Raw genomic sequence first — 18,300 nt, forward strand, 5'->3', positions numbered from 1 at the left:
CCTTCCGTATCGGTGGTAGCATCTATTCGGCGACAGCCTCCAACCTGTATACCCGGGGTAACGCCGCCGGAACAGTGGTGAATGGTGATCGTGCCGAATTCGTGGTACCGAATACCGTGGTTCAACAGGGTAGTGGTTATGCGGAGAATACGGTCGCCGTCACTCCCCAGAACTATTGGGAGCGTATTGGGTCTACCGGAAATTATGGTTTACCAGAGGTTTATACCTATAGCGCCACCAATGTCCGTTTGCGTAATATCACCTTTGGCTACGAGTTCAATCGACAGATGTTGAAGAAAACGCCTTTCCAGCGTGTACGTCTATCCGCTACTTGTAACAATGTTTGGATGATCCATTATAACTTGCCGGGTATCGACCCCGAGTCCGTTGCCGCCACGAATACCAACGCTACCGGATTCGAGAATGGAGCCGCGCCGACCAGCCGTTCCTATACGTTTAACGTAACCGTGGGATTCTAATGGAATACATGATAATTTGAATTACGATAAAAATGATGAAGATGAAAACAAGAAATATACTTTTTACCGGATTGGTATCGGTGGCTGCTCTTCTTTCTTCCTGTAATGACTTTCAGGAGATCAATGAGGACCCGAATCTTGTGGGAGAGGATAAGGTGAAGCCCCAATGGTTCCTGAATGCCTCTATCATGGGAGACCAGATGAACCCAGAGATAGCCGAGCGTATCTTTATCTTGTACTGGGACCGTGCTTCCCGTTTCAATAGGGGAAGTGGTTTTACGATCGGTACGGATAACAATGATTATAGTACGATCTACTTGAGTAATGATTACGCCGTAGGTTGGCTGAATCAAGTGACCAAAGCGATCCAGTTAGGAGAGCAGATGGTTGCCAATGGCGAGGCGGATACCTATCCTTATTATAAGAACGTGATCCAGATGTCCCGTATCTGGCGTGCTTACTTGAACTCGGAAGTAGCTGACGGTTTCGGGCCGATCCCTGCGTTGGCCGCTTTCTCCGGTGTACCGGCTGAGTACGATAGTGTAGAAGCTATCTATCAATTTATATTGAAAGAGTTACGGGAAGCTGAGTCTGCGTTAGACCCCTCCTTGGATATGTCCGCTATGGCTAACGAGGATGCTTTCTATGCGGGAAATGTTACGAAATGGAAAAAGTACGCCAACTCTTTGCGTATGCGTTTGGCGATGCGTATCTCGGCTGTCGATCCTGCCTTGGCGAGAGCGGAATTTGAGGATGCCGCCTCTAAGACATTTATCTCCGAGCCAACCGATATCGCTTCCGTGCAGGAGAAAGAGGGGTGGGATGAGTTGACGAGCGTGATGTCTCGTCCTTGGAACGGGCAGGCAATGTCCGTGACGTTTAAGAACTTGGTAGTTGGTTTGGGTGGACAGGAATTTCCGTTGCCGGACTCCTTAAAAAGCCATTTGAAGAATCCATACGATTATCAAGGTTTATATTTGAACCAGCACTTCCCGCTGACGACGAATGATCCGTGCGCCGGTTTCTATTTCGACGGTATACCTCAATATGTAGATCCCCGTGCCCCGAAGTTGTTTAGTGTAGTGGGCTGGGATGATGGTGTGGTTTATTCCGATTATATCGGTGCGGCCAGCGAGGTGAAGCCGGTTCACTTGAAGAATCCGGCGGATAATACCCAGAATATGTTGACGATCGATCCGAAATATACGTGGGGCACTTGGGTCGCCGGAGAATGGGACGTGAAAGCCGGTCTGGTAAGTGAGCTGACAGGTAAGAATTATAATTATCCCTCTATATCGAAACAATATCGAATGAGCACCAATAAGCGTGTCTTCTTCGGCCCGTGGGAAAGTTACTTCTTATTGGCGGAGGCTGCGGTGAAAGGCTGGAAAGTTCCGGGAACGGCTAAATCCAATTATGAGTCTGGTGTTACGGCTAGTTTTGAGTATCATGGCTTATTGAGCCAAGTCGGTGATTACCTATCGTCTCAGAAATACAACCGTGTAGGTACTTCCGTCGCTTTCGACCATACGACAGAGGCGAAATCATATACGATCCGTTATACGGACCCCTATACGAAGGAGGTAAAAAGCCGTACGTATGAATATCCCCATAACTCGATCTATCGGAATGGCGCTTATAATAATGACGCCCTTACGAAGATTATCACCCAGAAATATATAGCGCAAGTTCCTTGGTTGCCGGAAGAGGCTTGGAGCGATCATCGTCGTTTAGGTCTTCCTTTCTTCGAGAACCAAGCGGTAGAGAAGGATTACAACCCATTGAATCAAGTTCCTTTGACGGTCGCTACCTCTAAGGAATGCCGTTGGGATTTCTACCCGAAACGTTATCGTTATCCGGCGAATATCCAAACGAATAATCAAGCGGGTTATGCGCAAGCTCTCCAGCTTTTGGGCGGCCCGGACTTGACGACTACTCCACTTTGGTGGAACGCTAAATAGCGAACCTGCTTGGTCTGTTTTATATATACTTTTTCGGTGTCACGCATTTATTTGTGTGGCACCGTTTTTTTGAGATTTACTCAATCGTGCTTAGCCATTTCTCCAGTTCGTCAGTCCATTGACGTTTGTATACGAAGTTGTCCCGGAACCCAAAACTATGGCCGCCTTTTGGGTAAATATGTAAGGAGGCGGACACCTTGTTTTTTAGCAAAGCGAGATAATAAAGCACGCTATTCTCCGGGCTAACCGCCTCGTCATCCGAAGCCAACGCTATAAAGGCGGGAGGTGTCAGTGCGTTTACGTGCAATTCCAGAGAGAAAGCTTCCTCTTCCTCATGCGTGGGATTCGCTCCTAATAGCCGTTCCCTCGATTTAAGGTGCGTTAAATGAGGTAGCATACTGATAACCGGATAAAGGAGTATTTGGAAATCTGGACGTGCGTCGTCTACCCCGAATATTGCGGCATGCCCGGCGATATAACCGCCAATGGAGGCACCCATGACACCGACCTTCGTAATCTTCCACTCTTCCGAGTAATTATGGAGGATGCGGAGACCTTGGCGAACATCGTCCAGAGGAACTTCCCTATGTCCGTTCGGCATCCGGTATTTCAATACGGCATAAGTAATACCTTGCGCGTTAAACCATGCGGCCATATCACGCCCCTCATGTCCGATCGAAATCTTGGAAAGTCCGCCACCCGGACACATCAAGATCGCCTTGCCATTCGGCTTCGTCGCCGGATAAACCAATAGGGAAGGGTTCGATATATTGGATATGGCATTCGGGGCATCTTCCAATTCTACGCCGGCCAATCCATTACTAGTGGGCGCTCCATCCGGCCAAAGTAGGATAATCCTATTTTTCTGTTGTATTGTTTCCATTTTCTATATTCTGAATTGTGTTTATAGTATAAAACAACGTTGGCCTTTGATTAGTTTAGCATTCAAGATCTTTTCGAATCATCATCGTATATAAAAAAGTCCGGAAAAGACGAGGAAAATCACCCTCCATCCTTTTCGGACTTTTATCCTATTACATTGAAAGATAAATTATTGCATACCTTCCGTAGTCATTTCCTTATTGATCTTTTTAACTAATCCCTGAAGAACGGCACCCGGGCCTAACTCGATGAAATGAGTGGCACCGTCGGCGATCATGTTCTGTACGCTTTGGGTCCAACGTACCGGGGCGGTTAACTGTGCGATCAAGTTAGTCTTAATTGTTTCCGGGCAAGTCTCGGCTTTCGTGCTTACGTTCTGGTAAACCGGGCAAGAAGGTTTATTGATCGTCGTAGCCTCGATAGCGGCAGCCAACTCAGTACGAGCTGGTTCCATCAATGGAGAATGGAACGCTCCACCTACTTTCAACTTCAAGGCACGCTTAGCGCCTGCGGCCAATAACTTCTCGCAAGCCTGATCGATACCGGGGATAGAGCCGGAGATTACCAATTGGCCCGGGCAATTATAGTTAGCGCAAACCACTACCTCGTCCTTGATGCTCGCGCAAATTTCCTCAACCGTCGCATCCGGCAAGGCTAATACGGCGGCCATTGTAGAGGGAGTTGCCTCGCAAGCCTTTTGCATAGCCATGGCACGTTTGGAAACTAATACCAAGCCGTCCTCGAAAGACAATGCTCCGGCAGCTACCAAGGCAGAGAATTCTCCTAATGAGTGACCTGCGGTCATATCCGGTTGGAATTGATCACCTAATGTTTTCGCGAGAATGACAGAGTGTAAGAAGATCGCTGGTTGAGTAACTTTGGTTTGTCTCAGATCCTCGTCTGTTCCGGCAAACATTAAATCCGTGATACGGAAACCAAGGATCTCGTTAGCCTTCTCAAACATCTCTTTAGCAAGAGGATTATTATCGTAGAGGTCTTTGCCCATACCTACGAACTGTGCCCCCTGACCGGGAAATACGTACGCTTTCATCTTTCTAATTTTTTTCTAATTTCAGTTTTTTAAGACGGTGCAAAGGTAATAAATTTGGAATAATGAGGCTACTATTCATTACAAATTGTATCTTTGCCCCCATAGAAACGAGAATATTAATGACTAATATTATAATATCATGAATGAATTACTATTTTTAGGAAACTTAGGTACAGGCGAGATCGTGATCATCGCCATTGTTGTGTTATTGCTTTTCGGTGGTAAGAAAATTCCTGAGCTGATGAAAGGTATCGGTAAGGGCGTGAAGAATTTCAAGGACGGTGTAAAAGGATTGGAAGACGATATCAAATTAGACGATACGGAAAAGAAGTAAAGGAAGATGCAACAAGAAGAAATGTCATTCTGGGATCACCTAGAAGAACTTCGTTGGACTTTATTTCGTTCTATTTTAGCGCTCTTTGTTTTTGCTATAGCCGGGTTCTCGGTAATGCCGTGGCTGTTCGATAATGTCGTGATGGCCCCGTGTAGCTCCGATTTCATCGTCTATCGGGAAATGTGTAAGATTAGTTCTCATTTTTCTTTTCTCCCGGACTTTTGTAATGATACTTTCCATGTGAACATTGTCAATATCAAGCTGGCTTCCCAGTTCTTCACGCATATGACAAGTTCTTTCTGGTTGGCGTTATTATTGACTTTCCCCTATTTGATGTGGGAGATCTGGAAGTTCGTAAGTCCGGCTCTTTACGAAAATGAGAAGAAAAATGTACGTTGGGTATTCTTGTTCGGAACGATAATGTTCTTTATCGGATGCTCAGTGGGTTATTTCTTGGTGTTCCCGATGACACTACGTTTCTTGGCGACTTACGAGTTGAGTGCCGCCATTACGGAACAGGTATCCCTTGATTCTTACATGGATAACTTCTTGATGTTGATATTCGTGATGGGAATCGTATTTGAGATGCCATTGGTATCTTGGCTATTATCTCAGATAGGGCTGCTAAACCGCTCGTTCTTTCATAAATACAGACGGCATGCTGTTGTCGGCTTGTTAGTTGGTGCGGCGTTCATCACTCCAAGTAGTGATCCGTTTACGTTAAGTATCGTATTCTTACCGCTCTACGGTTTGTATGAGTTGAGTGCGTTCTTCGTGAAAAAAGCCCCAAAGGAAGAAGACGAGGAGAATGAGGAAGATAATAATGAGGAATAAATCCCGAAAGTTATAATAATGTAATATAAAAAAGACGTAACTCTGTTTAAGGGCTACGTCTTTTTTTATTATTTCAATAAAGGTAACCGGTCCAGCATATTCCTTAGCTTGATGGCTATACGAGGCATCGGCTCGGCTACCGTAAGACCTACCAGATCATACTTGGATGCTATATTGTTGATAACACGTACGACCTCGTCTATTTTCATCCCGTTAGGCTCTACGCCGACTCCCGCTATCATATCCGCCGGATCGATTACGTCCATATCGAAGTGAACGACAACTTTGGATGCGCCCGTCCCTTTTAACCACTTGAGGATGGAGGAACTATCCTTCGCCACCTCCTCTGGTGATAAACCTTTTATACCTAAGTTCTTCTGCCGTTCTTTCATGCCCTCATCCCACGAGCGTAAACCTACGATTAAGGTATTCGAGACCTTGAACTTTCCCGGTAATAATTGAAGAGTCTCTTCATCACCCATCCCTAGACAGGCCGTAAGGGCCATCGCATGATATCCCTTATACTCGTCATACGGCAAGTTTATATCCGGATGTGCGTCTATCCAGACAATGGCTATATCATCCGGATATTTAGCAGCCAGATAGGTGAAGGGTACGACACTTACCGAACATTCGCCCCCTAAGGTGACAATCTTTTCTGGAGCGTTTTCGTGCAGTAATTCGAGGGCTGCTTTTGTTTGTTTCAGAATAACCTTGCGGGCGCTGATCCCTAGATCCGTTTCTCTATCGTTTATATCTAGTGAGATGGGTACTTCCACGGTTTTCTGGGGACTTGGGGGAGCGAGGATATTGAGTAATTGAGCTCCTAGGTAATACCCTCTGGAAGCGTCGTCCGCAGGAAGGTCGGGCATCCAATGATTCACGATCCCACCTTGCCATTGGGGATAGATCAAACGAAGTGTCGATGTTTTATCTTCCATGTTATCGTAGTTTTTGTACAAAGTTAAAGGATTCCACCGAATTCTCGTCTTGATGAAAAAAGATTTTCTCCTTGATGAAAATAGATTCTCATCATAATGAAAAAAGATTTTCACCCCGATGAAAATAGAAAGTTTTCCCCGTAAACTGTTTCTCTTTCGAAATAATTTATGTATGTTTGCTCAAACTCAAAACGAATTGCATAACATGAAGCACATGTCTATATTGGCGGTCTCTTTGCTGGCACTCGTGGCCTGCACGCCTGAAAAGAAACAGGAGGCGGATTACTCGCAGTATGTGAACCCCATGATCGGTACGGATTTTACCGGCAATACCTACCCGGGAGCCCAAGTTCCTTTTGGTATGGTACAATTGAGCCCGGATAACGGTTTGCCGGGTTGGGATCGCATCTCGGGGTATTTCTATCCGGATACGACGATCGCCGGCTTTAGCCATACGCACCTTTCCGGTACGGGGGCAGGCGATTTATACGATATCTCTTTTATGCCCGTGACCCGTCCTTATAAAGAGGCCCCGGCGCCGTTAGGAATCTATTCCACGTTCTCGCATAATGACGAGGCGGCTTCCGCAGGATATTACCGGGTATTGCTGAAGGATTATAACATTAACGTGGAGCTTACGGCTACCGAGCGTTGCGGTATCCAGCGGTATACCTTCCCGGAGGCCGAGGCTTCGGTATTCTTGAACTTGAAGAAGGCGATGAATTGGGACTTTACCTTGGATTCCAAGATCGAGGTGGTAGACTCTACGACGATTCGTGGATACCGCCTATCCCAAGGCTGGTCTCCCTTGCAGCATGTTTATTTCGAGACCCGTTTCTCTAAGCCTTTCGTGGCTTGTCATATGGATACGACTTCTATCGTGACCAAGGAAAAAGGTTGGATCGGTACGGCCTATGTGGCCCGTTTCGATTTCAATACGAAGAAGGATGAGGAAATCCTTGTCACGACCGGAATCTCTGGCGTCAGCATGGAGGGAGCGGGAAAGAATTTGCGTGCGGAAGCCCCGAAGGATGATTTCGATTACTATCAAGCGCAGGCTAGCGCGAATTGGAACCGACAGCTTTCCAAGATTGAGGTGAAGAGCCGGAATACAGACGATATGGTGAAATTCTATACGGCCTTGTATCATTCCATGATCGCCCCGACGATCTATAGCGACGTGGATGGTTCTTATTACGGCCCGGATCAGCAAATCCATAAAGCGGACGGATGGACGAATTACTCTACTTTCTCTTTATGGGATACCTACCGTGCCTCCCATCCGTTGTTTACGTATACGGAGCCGGAACGGGCGAATGATATGATCAAGGGTTTCTTGAAGTTCTATGAGCAGAACGGGGCTTTGCCTTTATGGAACCTTTATGGCTGGGAAACGAATATGATGATCGGTTATCATGCGGTGCCCGTTATCGTAGACGCTTATCTGAAAGGTATCGGTGATTTCAATGCCGAGAAAGCGCTGGAGGCTTGTATAGCGACAGCCAACCGGGATGACTATCGGGGTATCGGCGATTATAAGAAGTTGGGCTACGTACCGGCTTATAGCGATCCGAAAAAATGGGAGAACTGGTCTTTATCGAAGACCTTGGAGTATGCCTACGATGATTATTGCATCGCTAAGATGGCTGAGAAGATGGGTAAGAAAGAGATCGCCGACGAATTCTTTAAACGTTCACAGAATTATCATAATGTGTACAATCCGGCAACTTCCTTTATGCAGCCTCGTGATGAGAAAGGAAACTTTGCCGCTAATTTCAGCCCCGATGATTATACGGAAGATATTTGCGAGAGCAATGGTTGGCAATATTTCTGGTCCGTGCCGCAAGATCTGGACGGTTTGATCGGATTGGTAGGAAGTAAGGAACGTTTCGCCGAGAAATTGGATAGTATGTTTACCTATGTCCCCAAATCGGATGAGGAATTGCCTATCTTTAGTACAGGCATGATTGGTCAATATGCGCATGGAAATGAGCCGAGCCATCATGTGATCTACTTATATAATAAGGTCGGCCAGCCTTGGAAGACCCAGAAATACGTGGCTCAGGTATTACATGACTTGTATCTGAATGCTCCGGACGGTATTTGCGGTAATGAGGACTGTGGGCAGATGTCCGCTTGGTTTGTGTTCAGCGCCATGGGATTCTATCCGGTTGATCCGATCAGCGGCCAATATGAGATCGGTTCCCCGTTGTTCCCGGAGGTGAAGATGCATGTAGGCAATGGCAAGATCTTTACGGTTTTGGCTCCCGAGGTCTCTGCGGAGAATATTTATATCCAATCCGTGAAGCTGAACGGACAACCTTATGATAAGAGTTATATCACCCACGAGCAAATCATGAGCGGGGCGACATTGGAGTTCGTCATGGGCAGCCAGCCGGGACCGGTATGGTATACGAACGAATGAAATAGCTCTCTATGATATAATGAAGAGAAGTGCCGTGGTCATATCGCCACGGCACTTTTTTTAATCCGGTTCATGCGAATCTTTCCCATAAGCCTTGACAATATCCTTTACGATGTACCAGAGTACGAACACGACCATTATGCTTCCGATCAATATCTTTCCCACTCTTATGATAGAATCGATGTATTCTTCCATAATGTTATTATTTAAGAGATTACCGTTCGAGGTAAATGTACGGATAAAAATCGGGAAATAAGTCTATGTCTCTAAGATAATTCAGATATTTGTTCTATTTTTGAGCATTGTATAAATGATTAAATATAATAGCATGTTAAAACAAATGATAGCCTTGACGGCTTTGATGGTGTCATCCATTGCTTTTGCGCAAGACCGGGAGTATGTAATCGTGGTACATGGTGGTGCGGGGGCGATGGCCGGATTGGAGGAAGATCCGGTTAAGTCGGCTCAATATTACGCCGCATTGGACTCCGCTTTAATGATTGGAGATAAGGTCCTTTCTGCGGGAGGCGAGGGGCCGGAAGCGGTGATGGCCGTAATCAATTACTTCGAGGGAAATCCGTTGTTTAACGCCGGAATTGGTGCTACCTGTACGGTGGAGGGAACTTTTGAGTTGGACGCTTCCATCATGGAAGGCAAGGATTTAAGCGCAGGCGCTGTAGCTGGCTTAAAACACGTGAAGCATCCGATCAATGCCGCCTATGCCGTAAAGACAAAATCTCCGCATGTCATGCTGAGCGGAGCCGGTGCTGAGGAGTTCGCCAAGGAACAAGGCTTGGAAATGGTAGAAGACAATATGTATTTCGCTACGCCCAAGACGATGGAGTGGATCGAGAAGTTAAAGCAAGAAAGTAAGAAGAACGGTACGGTAGGCTGTGTCGTTCTGGATAAGCAAGGAAACTTAACGGCCGGGACCAGTACCGGCGGGATGTTTAAGAAAAGTTGGGGGCGGATCGGGGTATGTTCAAGAAACGTTGGGGGCGTATCGGTGATTCGCCCGTGATCGGGGCAGGAACGTATGCGGATAATAACAGTTGCGCTGTCTCCTGTACGGGGCATGGAGAGTATTTTATCCGTCATGCGGTAGCGTTCGATGTGTGTGCCCGCTATAAATACCTTAAGGAAAGCGTAGAGAAAGCGGCGGATTATATCATCCATACGGAATTGAATACGAACGCCGGCAACGGCGGCTTGATCGCCGTGGATAAACTAGGAAATATCGCCATGCCTTATAACAGTGGCGGTATGTTCCGCGGATTCTTGTATAAGGAGAAAGGTAGCCCGGAAATTAAGAAGGGCTGCGGTATCGGAAAGAAGATCGTTGTGGTAGGGGAAAAGTAGTTTTTTGTATCTTTACGCCAAATTCAGGATAGAATGGCGAAAACAAAAACCGTATATGTCTGCTCTAACTGTGGCGCTGATTCCCCGAAATGGCTGGGTAAATGCCCGAATTGTGGGGAGTGGAACACTTATGTAGAGGAGATCGTAACAAAGGAGCCTGCCGTGAAGCGGCCAGTTCCCGGTATTATGGAGGGCAATAAGATCCGTCCGGTGTTATTGCGTGATATAACGACGGAAGAGGAGGCCCGTATCGATTTAAAAGATGATGAATTAAATAGGGTCCTCGGCGGAGGCTTGGTGAAGGGCTCTTTGGTCTTGATCGGTGGAGAGCCGGGAATCGGAAAATCTACCTTGGTCTTGCAAACCGTGTTGGGCTTGACAGGCTTGAAAACCCTATATGTCTCGGGCGAGGAGAGCAGTCGCCAGTTGAAACTCCGGGCGGACCGATTATCGCATGATAATCCGAACTGTTTCATCCTATGCGAGACGCATCTGGAACAGATTTTTACGCAAGCGGCCAATATCCAGCCGGACTTGATGATCATAGATTCCATACAAACCATCTTTACGGAAGTCGTGGAATCTTCCCCCGGCAGTGTTTCCCAAGTACGTGAGTGTAGTGCCGCTATCTTGAAATACGCCAAGGAAAGCGGTGTCCCGGTCTTATTGATCGGCCATATCAATAAGGAAGGCAGTATCGCCGGTCCGAAGGTATTGGAGCATATCGTGGATACGGTGTTGCAGTTTGAGGGCGATCAGCATTATATGTATCGTATCCTGCGGAGCATCAAGAACCGTTTTGGCAGTACGGCGGAACTAGGGATTTACGAGATGCGCCAGAACGGGCTTCGTGAGGTCAGCAATCCATCCGAGTTATTATTAACCCAGAATCATGAGGGACTGAGCGGTGTCGCCATCGCCGCCGCTATCGAGGGGGTACGTCCTTTCTTGATCGAGACGCAAGCCTTGGTCAGCTCGGCGGTTTACGGTACGCCGCAACGTAGCGCCACCGGATTCGATTTACGCCGAATGAATATGTTATTGGCAGTATTGGAGAAAAGGGCGGGTTTTAAGTTGATCCAGAAAGATGTTTTCCTGAATATCGCCGGAGGTTTGAAAGTGAATGATCCGGCTATCGATTTGGCGGTAATCAGTTCCATCCTTTCTTCTAGCTTGGATATCAGCATCGAGCCGGGTGTTTGTATGGCTGGCGAGGTGGGCTTGTCCGGAGAGATCCGTCCGGTCAACCGTATTGAGCAACGTATCTTGGAGGCGGAGAAGCTGGGTTTCTCCCGGATTATCATTCCGCATAATAATCTAAAAGGTTTCGATACGGCGAAGAGCAAGATTCAAATCGTACAGGTAAAGAAAGTGGAGGAAGCCTTTCGGCAACTATTCGGTTAATATATAATAAACAATGATAAAAGAATTACAACTCAGGATATTGCCGGAAGAGGCTGTTAATGAGCAATCGCTAAGGCAAGTAGTAGCCCGTGAGACGGGTGAGGCTCCGAAAAATATCCGGGCCGTACGTGTATTGAAACGTTCGATAGACGCACGCCAGCGAACGATATTTGTCAACGTGAAACTGCGTGTTTTCATGAACGAGATGCCTAGCGAGCCGGAATATCAATTGATAGAGTATAAAGATGTCTCGGCAGGGAAACCTGTGATCGTCGTAGGAGCCGGTCCGGGAGGTCTGTTCGCCGCCTTGCGCTTGATAGAGTTAGGTTTGCGCCCCATCATCGTCGAGCGAGGTAAGGACGTGCGGGAACGCAAGAAAGATATCGCCTTGATCAGTCGTGAGCATAAGGTGAACGGAGAATCAAATTATAGTTTTGGTGAGGGCGGTGCCGGCGCTTATTCTGATGGAAAGCTGTATACCCGTAGCAAGAAAAGAGGCTCGGTAGATAAGATACTGAATATCTTTTGCCAGTTTGGGGCAAGTCCCTCTATCTTGGCGGATGCCCATCCGCATATCGGAACCGATAAGCTCCCCCGTGTGATCGAGAATATCCGGGAGCAAATCAAGCGATGCGGAGGTGAGGTACATTTCGAGACCCGTATGGATGCTTTTATCATGAAAGAGAACGAGGTGATCGGCATCGAGACGAATACGGGAAAGAGCTTTTACGGGCCTGTTATCTTAGCTACCGGCCATTCCGCCCGTGATGTCTATAACTATTTATACGAACGCCAGATCCAGATCGAGGCGAAAGGGATCGCAGTCGGTGTTCGTCTGGAACATCCTCAGGAATTGATCGACCAAATCCAGTATCATCGGAAAGAAGGTCGTGGGAAATATCTTCCTGCGGCAGAGTATAGTTTTGTGACGCAAGCGAATAACCGGGGCGTCTATTCCTTCTGTATGTGTCCGGGAGGTTTCGTAGTTCCTGCGGCGAGCGGACCTAAGCAGGTCGTGGTAAATGGAATGTCGCCTTCTAACCGGGGTTCCCGCTGGTCTAACTCAGGGATGGTGGTAGAGATCCGTCCGGAAGATTATTCCGAACTGGTAGGGCAGGAGGAGCTTTATCTTCGGAATGGCGAGAAGGTGGATGCGGACTCCCCATTAGCGTTGATGGCCTTTCAGGAACGTCTGGAAGAGGTCTGTTGGTTGAATGGAGGCATGAAGCAAACGGCTCCCGCCCAGCGCATGGATGATTTCATGCGGAAGAAGAACTCTTTCGATTTACCGGTTTCCTCGTATACGCCGGGTCTGCTGGCCTCTCCGTTGCATTTTTGGATGCCGGAATTCGTGACCAGTCGCCTGCGGGAAGGTTTCCGTTATTTCGGTAAGGTCTCTAGAGGCTTCTTGACCAACGAGGCAACCATGATCGGCGTAGAGACCCGTACATCCGCTCCGGTTCGTATCGTCCGTGATCGGGATACCTATCAACACGTCACGGTAAAAGGTCTTTTCCCTTGCGGTGAGGGAGCGGGGTATGCGGGAGGAATCGTATCCGCTGCCATCGACGGGGAACGTTGTGCGGAAGGAGTGTATAATTTAGAATCCAATAAATAAGAAAAATGAAAAGTGGTATGAAAATAGGAATATCCCTTTGTCTGGGAGTTCTTATGTGTTTGAATGCGGGTTGTACGGGAAAGAAGTCTGCTGCGGAAGAGCCGGAATTAACGTACAGTAATCCTTTGTCGGTCCAGTTTGGCGATCCATACGTATTGTTGGCCTCGGACGGACGTTATTATATGTATGGTACCGGTGCCGGGGCTGTAGACGGTTTTTGCGCCTATTCTTCCGATGATTTGATCCATTGGAAGTCGGAAGGGCAGGTTTATCGGGGCAATACGCCCGATTCTTGGGCAATCGCTAATTTCTGGGCGCCGGAAGTGTACGAGCGTGACGGGAAGTTCTATATGTTCTTCAGTGCGGATTGGCGGAAGAATCCGACCAACGAGGAGGAAAATTTCCGTATCGGCGTAGCTGTGTCGGATAAGCCGACCGGACCATTTAAGGAATTGGCCGATGCTCCTTTGTTTGATCCGGGATATCCTGTAATCGACGGAAACTTGATCGAGGATGAGGATGGCCGTACCTATCTCTATTATTCCCGTTGTTGCTATAAGCATCCGGTAGAAAGCGAGATCGCCGATGAGGCAAAGAAGAAAGGCATGTTCGACTCCGTTGAGGAAAGCTGGATTTACGGGGTGGAGGTCGCTCCGGATCTTACGCACGTAATTGGGGAACCCGTACTTCTGCTGCGTCCACCCGTAAAATTGGATGATGCGCAAAGTGAATGGGAAAGTCGCTCGGTTACCAAAGGGGAGGTCGGACGTCGTTGGACGGAAGGCTCTTTCATGCTACGTCACAACGGCTTGTATTATATGATGTATTCCGCTAATTATTTCGGCGGGGCGAATTATGCGGTGGGATATGCCGTGTCCGAACATCCGTTAGGACCGTTTGAGAAGGCATCTAATAATCCGGTGCTGGAGAAGAACGTGGAAAAAGGCGGTATCGTCACGGGTACCGGACATAATAGCGTTACTTGGTCGAAGGACGGAAAACAAATGTATTGCGTTTATCACGGGCGTACCCAGAAGACAGGGGATGAGCGGGTCGTATTCATCGATAAAATGCGAATCGATGAGAATGGCCTTCTAGTCGTGGAAGGCCCTACCACCGATCCGCAATCTATTCAATAGTTATTTATCTCTTCCAGCAACGCCACTCGTTCCAACGAGAACGTAGTGTCGTTGCGTTGGATATATTCCAATAGCTCTTTCGCTCTTGCCCGGAGTTTTTTACCTTGCGCCTCCGGCAAAAGGAAACTTTCTTCCAGCAAGGTCTTGGTCGCCAGCTCCATGCGTTGGAGGCCACACGAGTCATCACCGTCCAGATAAGTGCGGATGCCGTCGATAGGCGTGTTCAGCAAGAAATCGTTATCCAGTTTTAAGAATGTGTAGACGGATTGGATTAACTCGGGGTTCTTGCGTGCCCCATCGTTGGAATTACGATTGAAGATGATCTGGGCGATCACTTTGCCCAGTTCCTCGATCTGTACCATGATGAAATCTCTCTTTAACATAGGAGTGGTGAATTATTCGATCGTTATACTTTGGATGCGGATGTCTTTCTTCGGACGGTCATTCTGGTCTTTCGGCTGGGTGGCGATCTGATCCAGAACGTCGAATCCCTCCGTCAGCTCCCCGAAGATCGTATAGGTGCCGTCCAGATGATGGCAACCGCCTACGGTGGTATAAGCCTTCCGTTGCTCGTCCGTAAATAGCAAATGCCCGGGAGTTGCTTGAATAACGGAGTCTATCTGGGCGTTGATCGCTCTCAATCGCTTCTGGTACTCCCGTTTGTTACTCATCTTTATCATATTCAGCTCCGCACGTACCGGTGCGTAAAACTCCTTCAGGGCCTTTTGCCGGGCCGGATAGTTGGCGGTACGCTCTAACGTATCCAGTTCGGTTTCCCTATAGACCTTCCCCTGCACGATAAAGAATTGCGACATATCCGATTTCTTTTGCGGGTTGATATCGTCCGGTTGGCGGGGAGCGGCCAAGGCTCCTTTCTTATGGAAATATTTCTCGTTGATCTCGGGCGGTATCTCGGCGGAAGGATCTCCAAAGCCGCATTTAGCACCGGCGGGAGCGTTCTTGGAATCCGGGGCTCCTCCTTGGATCATAAACTCCGGCAGGACACGGGTGAATAAGGTCCCGTTGAAATCCCCCCGTTTTGCCCGTTCGATGAAAGTACGGGTGTGATTAGGCACATCATCGTACAGGATGGCCTTCATAGTACCTACATTGGTTTTAATAACTACCGTTTTTCCAGCTTCTTGCGCCGAGGTGGCTACCACGCAAAGGAACAATGCTGATAAAATGTAATATATCTTTTTCATGAGATTTTAATTTAAAAGGTAAATATAGGTGTTATGTTGTAAAACACAAAGTAAATGCCTAACTTCGCGTCTTTATTAATAGGTAATAAGATTTTTAAAGATTTTAGCATGGATTGGATAAACGACTTATTATGGGGAGAAGGTATCGGGCATTCTATCCTTTTACTATCTTTCGTGATTGCCGCCGGCATTCAGTTGGGAAAGATAAAGGTGTTTGGGATTTCGCTTGGGATTACCTTGGTGTTGTTTGTAGGTATTATTTTAGGGCATTTTGGGTTTACGGTTAACCACAATGTGATTCATTTCTTTAAGGAATTTGGATTGATCTTATTTGTTTATTCGGTAGGTATGCAAGTCGGGCCGGGTTTCTTCTCGTCTTTTAGGCAGGGGGGAATCACGTTGAATATGCTAGCCTGTGGAATTGTCTTCCTTGGCGTGGCTACGGCTTTGGTATTGCATTTCGTGACAGGTATTCCGATGCCTACGATGGTGGGTATTTTATCGGGGGCGGTGACGAATACCCCCGGATTAGGTGCGGCTCAGCAGGCTTATTCCGATATGTACGGGGTTTCAGATAATACGATCGCCTTGGGTTACGCCGTGGCTTATCCGCTGGGCGTGATCGGTATTATTCTTTCGATCATTTTCGTACGTTACGTATTCCGTGTGAATTTCGATAAGGAGAATGACGATTTGAATAAGGAGGATGCCTCGCATACGAATGAGGCGAAACCGATCTCGCTGGTCGTAAAGAACCCGGCGGTTTTCGGTAAGACGGTAGGGGAGTTATCCGGTTTGATGGATCATCTGGATTTCGTGATTTCCCGTGTATGGCGTAATGATAACAAGCAGATCGAGATCGCTTCCGCCGGTACGATCTTGAATGAGGATGATAAGATTTTCGTGATCACGACCGATCAAGATGCCGAGTCCGTAAAGACATTCATTGGCGAGGAGATCGATATGGAGCGCAAGCAATGGATTCGTATGGAGAGCCAGTTTATCAACCGCCGTATCTTGATCACGAAACCGGAGTTGAACGGCAAGAAGCTGGGACAGTTGAAACTGCGTAAATTATATGGTATCAATATCACCCGTATCAACCGTGCGGGCGTGGACTTGGTAGCTACGCCGGCTCTGACGTTGCAGGTGGGCGACCGTGTGAATGTGGTGGGTACCGAGACGGCTGTCTCGAATGTAGAAAAGGTATTGGGTAACTCCTTGAAACGCTTGAACGAGCCGAACTTGATCACGATCTTTATCGGCATTGCCCTCGGTATTGTCTTGGGGAGTATTCCTATCACGTTCCCGGGCATTCCGCAACCGGTTAAGTTAGGTTTGGCGGGAGGTCCGTTGATCGTGGCGATCTTGATTAGCCGTTTTGGTTACCGTTATAAGCTGGTTACCTATACGACCCAGAGCGCTAACTTGATGTTGCGTGAGATCGGTATCACCCTCTTCCTCGCTTGTGTGGGTATCAGTGCCGGCGATGGTTTTGTGGATACGATCGTGAACAATGGTGGATTCGCTTGGATCGGTTACGGTTTCATTATCACAACGATTCCTTTGCTGATCATCGGTTGTGTAGGCCGTTATTTCTATAAGATCAATTATTTCACCTTAATGGGCTTGATCGCCGGTAGTACGACGGATCCGCCCGCTTTGGCTTACTCGAACGCTACGGCTGGAAACGACGCTCCTTCCGTAGGTTACGCTACGGTATACCCCTTGACCATGTTCTTGAGGGTACTTACGGCGCAATTATTGATCTTGTTCTTCGCTTGATGCGGTAGTTATAATGGTGCCGTCTTACACGTATATCGGCATTGCCTCACACGTATATCGACGTTGGCCTATGCGAGCGTAGGCGTGAGGCGATGTCGGTATACGTGCTGGATGGAGTTGACGCCGGGGAAAATAAAAAGCATAGATGTATTAAATTTATCAGTTTAAAAGGTGATGTTATTCGTAACATTGCCTTTTTTGTTAGCTTTGTGGGAGTATAATCTAATTTAATATCGTGGAAAGAATGAGTGTAGAGAAGAAAAACGCTTATATCGGAGTGGATTTAGGGGGGACGAATATGCGTGCCGGCCGTATCGTAGGGGATCGATTAGTGGCTCAGGGGAGCGCCCCGACTCCCAAGGACGCCGCGGATTGCGAGGAGACATTGGAGGCTTTGATAGAGGTGATCCGTTCCGTGTGGGACGAGAGTGTGGTAGCTATCGGTATCGGTGTGCCGAGCGTGGTGGATCGTGAGAAGGGGATCGTATATAACGTGGTGAATATCCCGCATTGGGAGGAGGTACATTTGAAGGAGATCTTGGAGGCTTGCTTCTCCGTGCCGGTTTATGTGGATAACGACGCGAATTGCTTCGCTCTGGGTGAGCGTATCTTTGGCGAAGGAAAGACGGTTGATAACTTCGTGGGCCTCACCTTGGGTACGGGCTTGGGGGGTGGAATTATCCAGAATGGCAAGCTGTTGGCCGACGCTAATTGTGGCTCGGGAGAATTTGGCATGATTCCCTACCAAGGACAGATCTTGGAATATTTCTGTAGCGGTTCCTATTTCATGAACGTATGGGGCGTGGATGGGAAGGAGATGTACACCCGTGCGATGCGGAAGGACGAGCAGGCGCTGGAGGCTTACCGGCAGTTGGGCGTACAT

Annotated in this window: 17 protein-coding genes and 1 pseudogene (1 of these 18 only partly in view); 12 read left to right on the top strand and 6 right to left on the bottom strand. The window is 47.7% G+C overall.

Annotation, left to right across the window (positions count from 1 at the left end; all coding sequences use genetic code 11):
* Window positions 1–479: pseudogene (locus QVP94_RS06690) on the top strand (SusC/RagA family TonB-linked outer membrane protein) (it extends 2,718 nt beyond the left edge of the window).
* 41 nt (window positions 480–520) lie between these two features.
* On the top strand, window positions 521–2,440 hold the full coding sequence (locus QVP94_RS06695; RefSeq protein WP_011966585.1) for a SusD/RagB family nutrient-binding outer membrane lipoprotein: 1,920 nt from the start codon (window positions 521–523) through the stop codon (window positions 2,438–2,440).
* 76 nt (window positions 2,441–2,516) lie between these two features.
* Here QVP94_RS06695 and QVP94_RS06700 read toward each other — a convergent pair whose 3' ends face one another.
* A complete protein-coding gene (locus QVP94_RS06700; protein WP_005858263.1) occupies window positions 2,517–3,323 on the bottom strand; it encodes an alpha/beta hydrolase in 807 nt (268 codons plus the stop codon).
* 168 nt (window positions 3,324–3,491) lie between these two features.
* Complete coding sequence (gene fabD / locus QVP94_RS06705) at window positions 3,492–4,373, bottom strand: ACP S-malonyltransferase (RefSeq protein ID WP_005858261.1); 882 nt, start codon at window positions 4,371–4,373, stop codon at window positions 3,492–3,494.
* 139 nt (window positions 4,374–4,512) lie between these two features.
* Between fabD and QVP94_RS06710 the strand changes: the two genes are divergently transcribed.
* Complete coding sequence (locus tag QVP94_RS06710; protein ID WP_005858259.1) at window positions 4,513–4,707, top strand: Sec-independent protein translocase subunit TatA/TatB; 195 nt, start codon at window positions 4,513–4,515, stop codon at window positions 4,705–4,707.
* Window positions 4,708–4,713: 6 nt separating this feature from the next.
* On the top strand, window positions 4,714–5,541 hold the full coding sequence (tatC, locus tag QVP94_RS06715; RefSeq protein WP_005858256.1) for a twin-arginine translocase subunit TatC: 828 nt from the start codon (window positions 4,714–4,716) through the stop codon (window positions 5,539–5,541).
* A 68-nt stretch (window positions 5,542–5,609) separates the two neighbouring features.
* Here the strand turns inward: tatC and QVP94_RS06720 are convergent, their stop codons facing one another.
* Complete coding sequence (locus QVP94_RS06720) at window positions 5,610–6,482, bottom strand: arginase family protein (RefSeq protein ID WP_022192232.1); 873 nt, start codon at window positions 6,480–6,482, stop codon at window positions 5,610–5,612.
* 118 nt (window positions 6,483–6,600) lie between these two features.
* Between QVP94_RS06720 and QVP94_RS06725 the strand changes: the two genes are divergently transcribed.
* Window positions 6,601–8,907, top strand: coding sequence for a GH92 family glycosyl hydrolase (locus tag QVP94_RS06725; RefSeq protein ID WP_005858252.1), 2,307 nt, complete (start codon window positions 6,601–6,603; stop codon window positions 8,905–8,907).
* A 60-nt stretch (window positions 8,908–8,967) separates the two neighbouring features.
* On the opposite strand, the gene QVP94_RS06730 is transcribed toward QVP94_RS06725, so the two are convergent.
* Complete coding sequence (locus QVP94_RS06730) at window positions 8,968–9,102, bottom strand: hypothetical protein (RefSeq protein WP_005858250.1); 135 nt, start codon at window positions 9,100–9,102, stop codon at window positions 8,968–8,970.
* Between the two features lie 133 nt (window positions 9,103–9,235).
* Here QVP94_RS06730 and QVP94_RS06735 point away from each other — a divergent pair, with 133 nt between their 5' ends.
* Genes QVP94_RS06735 through QVP94_RS06750 form a run of 5 tightly spaced genes read left to right on the top strand, consistent with a single transcriptional unit; the run spans window position 9,236 to window position 14,427 of the window.
* Complete coding sequence (locus QVP94_RS06735) at window positions 9,236–9,928, top strand: isoaspartyl peptidase/L-asparaginase family protein (protein ID WP_502685437.1); 693 nt, start codon at window positions 9,236–9,238, stop codon at window positions 9,926–9,928.
* Complete coding sequence (locus QVP94_RS19400) at window positions 9,886–10,266, top strand: isoaspartyl peptidase/L-asparaginase (protein WP_022192234.1); 381 nt, start codon at window positions 9,886–9,888, stop codon at window positions 10,264–10,266. The genes QVP94_RS06735 and QVP94_RS19400 overlap by 43 nt, the downstream gene beginning before the upstream one ends.
* Window positions 10,267–10,299: 33 nt before the next feature.
* Window positions 10,300–11,670 (top strand): DNA repair protein RadA, encoded by a 1,371-nt coding sequence (gene radA, locus QVP94_RS06740; protein ID WP_005858247.1) that lies wholly within the window; start codon window positions 10,300–10,302, stop codon window positions 11,668–11,670.
* Window positions 11,671–11,683: 13 nt separating this feature from the next.
* A complete protein-coding gene (locus QVP94_RS06745) occupies window positions 11,684–13,288 on the top strand; it encodes an NAD(P)/FAD-dependent oxidoreductase (RefSeq protein ID WP_005858245.1) in 1,605 nt (534 codons plus the stop codon).
* A gap of 17 nt (window positions 13,289–13,305) precedes the next feature.
* Window positions 13,306–14,427, top strand: a complete 1,122-nt coding sequence (locus QVP94_RS06750; protein WP_009274810.1) for a glycoside hydrolase family 43 protein — start codon at window positions 13,306–13,308, stop codon at window positions 14,425–14,427.
* Here the strand turns inward: QVP94_RS06750 and QVP94_RS06755 are convergent.
* Both QVP94_RS06755 and QVP94_RS06760 read right to left on the bottom strand, forming a co-directional pair.
* Entirely contained in the window at window positions 14,421–14,810 is a 390-nt protein-coding gene (locus QVP94_RS06755) for a hypothetical protein (RefSeq protein ID WP_022192235.1), read from the bottom strand. The genes QVP94_RS06750 and QVP94_RS06755 overlap by 7 nt on opposite strands.
* Window positions 14,811–14,822: 12 nt before the next feature.
* Window positions 14,823–15,632 carry a peptidylprolyl isomerase gene (locus QVP94_RS06760; protein ID WP_005858239.1) on the bottom strand — a complete coding sequence of 270 codons (810 nt, stop codon included), beginning with the start codon at window positions 15,630–15,632 and terminating at the stop codon, window positions 14,823–14,825.
* A gap of 108 nt (window positions 15,633–15,740) precedes the next feature.
* Here QVP94_RS06760 and QVP94_RS06765 point away from each other — a divergent pair, with 108 nt between their 5' ends.
* Both QVP94_RS06765 and QVP94_RS06770 read left to right on the top strand, forming a co-directional pair.
* Entirely contained in the window at window positions 15,741–17,417 is a 1,677-nt protein-coding gene (locus QVP94_RS06765) for a putative transporter (protein WP_011966582.1), read from the top strand.
* Between the two features lie 244 nt (window positions 17,418–17,661).
* Window positions 17,662–18,300: ROK family protein (locus QVP94_RS06770; RefSeq protein WP_288213195.1), on the top strand; the 639-nt coding region annotated here is incomplete at its 3' end.

This window comes from Parabacteroides sp. CAG:2 (genome assembly GCF_000436315.1).
In the GTDB taxonomy this organism is placed as follows: Bacteria; Bacteroidota; Bacteroidia; order Bacteroidales; family Tannerellaceae; genus Parabacteroides; species Parabacteroides distasonis.